We start from the raw sequence: 3,859 nt of genomic DNA, 5'->3' as shown, positions 1-3,859 counted from the left end.
CCCCGCCAGCAGCATGGCCGCCGCGGCGACGATCAGGGCCCTCACGATTTCACCTGCGCGCTGACCGACAGCATCTGGTCGGCGGTGGTGATGACCTTCGAGTTCATCTCATAGGCCCGCTGGGCGATGATCAGGGCGCTGATCTCGGCCACGGCGTCGACGTTGGAGGCTTCGGTATAGCCCTGCAGCAGATCGCCGAAGCCGACCTCGCCCGGCGCGCCGACATTGGCCGGGCCCGAGGCCGCCGTCTCCAGCAGCAGGTTGTCGCCGATGGCTTCAAGGCCGGCCTCGTTGAAGAAGGTGGCCAGTTCGATCTGGCCGACCACCTGGGGCTCGGTCGCGCCCTGGGTGATGACCTGCACCTGGCCCGACTTGGAGATGGTGACGTCGATGGCGTCCTGCGGGATCGAGATGTTCGGCTGCACCGCATAGCCGTCGTCGGTGACCAGCTGGCCCTCGCCGTTGAGGGAGAAGTTGCCGGCGCGGGTGAAGGCGGTCTCGCCCGACGGCATCAGGATCTGGAAATAGCCGCGTCCGTCGACGGCGACGTCGAAGCGGTTGCCGGTCTGCGACGGACTGCCCTGCTCGGTGACCCGGTAGACCGAGCCGGCCTTGACGCCCGCGCCGATCTGGATGCCGGTCGGGACGACCGTGCCCTGGCTGGACGACTGCGCGCCCATCCGCTCGACGTTCTGGTACAGCAGATCCTGGAACTCGGCCCGCTGACGCTTGAAGCCGACCGTGTTCATGTTGGCGATGTTGTTGGAGATGACCTCCACGTTCAGCTGCTGGGCGGCCATGCCCGAGGCGGCGGTTCTGAGCGCTCTCATGTCCCGTTCTCCTTACGCGGCCCGGCCGAGGCGCTCGACGGCGCGACGGGACAGGTCATTGGTGTTTTCGATCATCCGGGTCACGCTCTCGTAGGCGCGCTGGATCTCGATCAGATTGGTGATCTCGAGGATCGGATTGACGTTGGAGCCCTCCAGCATGGCCTGACGCACCTGGACGTCATTGGCGGCCTGGGGGGCGGCGTTCGAAGCGTTCCGGTAGAGGCCGTCGCCGCCCTTTTCGAGCACGGCGAGGGTGTCGAAGCGCACCACGCTGAGCCGGCCGACCAACTGGCCGTTCTGGCTGATCGTGCCGTCCGCGGCGACGGCGGTCTGGCCCAGCGCCGGATCGAGGATGATGTCGCCGCCCTCGCCCTGGACGGCCGCGCCGCCCTGGGTGGTCAGCCGGCCCTCGGGATCGAGGGTGAAGGCCCCGTCGCGGGTGTAGGCGTCGCCGGCCCCGTCGCGCAGGGCGAAGAAGGCGCCTTCGCCCTCGATGGCGAAATCCAGGGTGCGGCCGGTCTGTTCCAACGCGCCCTGGCCGAAATCGCGGCCGACGCCGTTGTCCATCACGAAGCTGACGCCGGGGCGGACGAAGGCGTTGCGGGCCCGCTCGCCGACCTCCTTGCCGAGCAGCAGCTGCTCGACCTTGAAGCCGGTCGTGTCGGCGTTGGCGATGTTGTTGGCCACGATGTCGAGCTCGCGGCGCAGCGTCATCTGGCGTGACAGTCCGACATAGGCGGCGTTTTCCACGGGCGGCTCCTTTCGCCCCGGTCCTTCGCAACGCTCGTGCCAGGAGGGTTAACCCAGTCAGGGCGGGCGTTTCAGCCGCAAGGCCCGTCCCGGCGCCCGGCAGGTTTTGCCGGTTCTTAGCGCCTCGTTAACCAAAAACGTCTCGTATGGACCGAGAGATTCTCGGGGCGCGTGGCATGTTCAAGTTCGGCAAGAAGAAGGACGCGGCGACCGGCGACGACGCCGCCCTGCCGGCGGTCGCCGACCCTGCCGCGCCCGAGGGCGAAGGCGAGGCCGACGCCACGCCGAAGAAAAAGAAGCTGCCCCTGCTGTTCATCATCATACCCGCCGCCCTCGTGGTGCTGGGCGGGGGCGGGGGCGCCGCCTTCTTCCTGATGCAGCCCAAGGCCGAGGCGGCCGAGGGCGGCGATCACGGGGCCGAGAAGAAGGGCGGACACGCCCCGGCCGAGAAGAAGGGCGGGGGGGGCCACGGTCCCGCCGCCGGCGGCGAGGCCAATCCGGCCCTCGGCGTCATCAGCGAGGGGCCTGACGGCGTCACCTTCTACACCCTGCCGGACATGGTGGTGAACATCCAGGCCGCCGACGGCCGGCCCACCTATCTGAAGCTGAAGCTGACGCTGGAGATGCACGACGCGGCGCTGGCCGCGCACCTGCAGTCCGAGATGCCGCGGATGCAGGACATGTTCCAGAGCTTCCTGCGCGAACTGCGGCCCGAGGACCTGGCCGGATCGGCCGGCAGCTTCCAGCTGCGCGCCGAAATCCTGCGCCGCGTCAATCTGATCGCCGCCCCGGGCAAGGTCGACGCCGTGCTGATCGAAGAAATGCTGGTGCAGTAGGCATGACCGACGCCGCTTTCGCCGAGAGCCCTGACCCGCTGGAAGAGGCGGACCCGCTCGCCGAGGCCGAGCCGGCGGCGGTGTCGGAACGGGTTCTGAACCAGGACGAGATCGACAGCCTGCTGGGCTTCGACCTCGGCGACGAGGACGGCTCCGAACGCACCGGCATCCGGGCCATCATCAACTCGGCCCTGGTCTCCTACGAGCGCCTGCCGATGCTCGAGATCGTCTTCGACCGCCTGGTGCGGTTGATGACGACCAGCCTGCGCAACTTCACCTCGGACAACGTCGAGGTCAGCCTCGACAACATCTCCTCGATCCGCTTCGGCGACTATCTGAACTCCATCCCCCTGCCGGCCATCCTGGCGGTGTTCCGGGCCGAGGAGCTGGACAACTACGGCCTGCTGACGGTCGACTCCAACCTGATCTATTCGATCGTCGACGTCCTGCTGGGCGGCCGCCGCGGCACCGCGGCCCTGCGCATCGAGGGCCGGCCCTACACCACCATCGAGCGGGTGCTGGTCCAGCGCATGGTCGAGGTCGTCCTCGCCGACGCCCGCGCCGCCTTCGAGCCGCTGACGCCGGTGCATTTCAACCTCGACCGGCTGGAGACCAATCCGCGCTTCGCCGCCATCGCCCGGCCGGCCAACGCCGCCATCCTGGTCAAGCTGCGCATCGACATGGAGGACCGCGGCGGTCGCATCGAGCTGCTGCTGCCCTACGCCACCCTCGAACCGATCCGGAAGATGCTGCTGCAGCAGTTCATGGGTGAGAAATTCGGCCGCGACAACATCTGGGAAGGCCACCTCGCCACCGAGCTCTGGACCACCGGCACCGAGGTCCGCGCCGTGCTGGACGAGCAGCAGCTGCCGCTGTCCCAGGTGCTGGCCTTCAAGGTCGGCGACACCCTGATGCTCAACGCCACGCCCGACTCCGACATCTCGATCCGCGCCGGGTCGATCCCGCTGACCACCGGCCGCATGGGCCGCAAGGGCCAGCATATCGCGGTGCGCGTCGAGGCGCCCATCGACGTCGAGACCGCCACAAGCCTCGCGAAGGGAAGACGCTCATGACCGGCATGATCCTGGACGGCGTGCTGATGCTGCTGCTGGTGGCCGCGCTCGGCTACGGCGTGCGGCTGGAACGCAAGCTGACGGCCCTGCGCGAGGGCCAGCAGGCCTTCGCCTCCGCCGTCACCGATCTCAACGCCGCCGCCGGCCGGGCCGAGGCCGCCCTGGCCTCCCTGCGCGCCTCGGGTCAAGAGACCGACCTGCTGCACGACCGCATCATCAAGGCCCGCGAGGTGAAGGCCCAGCTCGAGACCCTCATCGCCCGCGGACCCGCGTCGGCTCCGGCGGCCCCGGAACCCGCCAAGGGCACCGCTGTACACGAGGTACGGCCGGGAGAGACCCTTTATGCAATCGCCAAGCAGTACAACATGAC

Annotated in this window: 5 protein-coding genes; 3 read left to right on the top strand and 2 right to left on the bottom strand. The window is 68.6% G+C overall.

Features of this window, described 5'->3' with window-relative positions; translation table 11 throughout:
• Positions 1–41: 41 nt before the first annotated feature.
• Together flgG and flgF are read right to left on the bottom strand one after the other, a co-directional pair.
• Positions 42–830: a flagellar basal-body rod protein FlgG gene (gene flgG, locus RDU12_RS13640; protein WP_300293140.1), complete on the bottom strand. Its 789-nt coding sequence runs from the start codon at positions 828–830 to the stop codon at positions 42–44.
• 12 nt (positions 831–842) lie between these two features.
• Positions 843–1,580, bottom strand: a complete 738-nt coding sequence (flgF, locus tag RDU12_RS13635; RefSeq protein ID WP_300293142.1) for a flagellar basal-body rod protein FlgF — start codon at positions 1,578–1,580, stop codon at positions 843–845.
• Positions 1,581–1,756: 176 nt separating this feature from the next.
• Between flgF and RDU12_RS13630 the strand changes: the two genes are divergently transcribed.
• The 3 genes from RDU12_RS13630 to RDU12_RS13620 form a co-directional block, all read left to right on the top strand.
• The gene (locus RDU12_RS13630; RefSeq protein WP_308685161.1) at positions 1,757–2,416 is read left to right on the top strand and encodes a flagellar basal body-associated FliL family protein; all 660 of its coding nucleotides are present in this window, start codon (positions 1,757–1,759) and stop codon (positions 2,414–2,416) included.
• 2 nt (positions 2,417–2,418) lie between these two features.
• Positions 2,419–3,489 (top strand): flagellar motor switch protein FliM, encoded by a 1,071-nt coding sequence (gene fliM / locus RDU12_RS13625; RefSeq protein ID WP_300293171.1) that lies wholly within the window; start codon positions 2,419–2,421, stop codon positions 3,487–3,489.
• The coding region (locus RDU12_RS13620; protein WP_308685158.1) for a DUF6468 domain-containing protein at positions 3,486–3,859 on the top strand (374 nt) is incomplete at its 3' end. The genes fliM and RDU12_RS13620, both read left to right, overlap by 4 nt.

This window comes from Brevundimonas sp. (assembly GCF_031082345.1).
Lineage (GTDB): Bacteria > Pseudomonadota > Alphaproteobacteria > Caulobacterales > Caulobacteraceae > Brevundimonas.
The sequence above is the reverse complement of the archived record's forward strand: the minus strand, read 5'-3'. Positions and strand labels throughout refer to the sequence as shown.

Bases quoted from the DNA above. Each gene is read 5' to 3' on its own strand.
- flgG (WP_300293140.1), bottom strand. From the start codon at position 830: ATGAGAGCGCTCAGAACCGCCGCCTCGGGCATGGCCGCCCAGCAGCTG.
- RDU12_RS13630 (WP_308685161.1), top strand. From the start codon at position 1,757: ATGTTCAAGTTCGGCAAGAAGAAGGACGCGGCGACCGGCGACGACGCC.
- fliM (WP_300293171.1), top strand. From the start codon at position 2,419: ATGACCGACGCCGCTTTCGCCGAGAGCCCTGACCCGCTGGAAGAGGCG.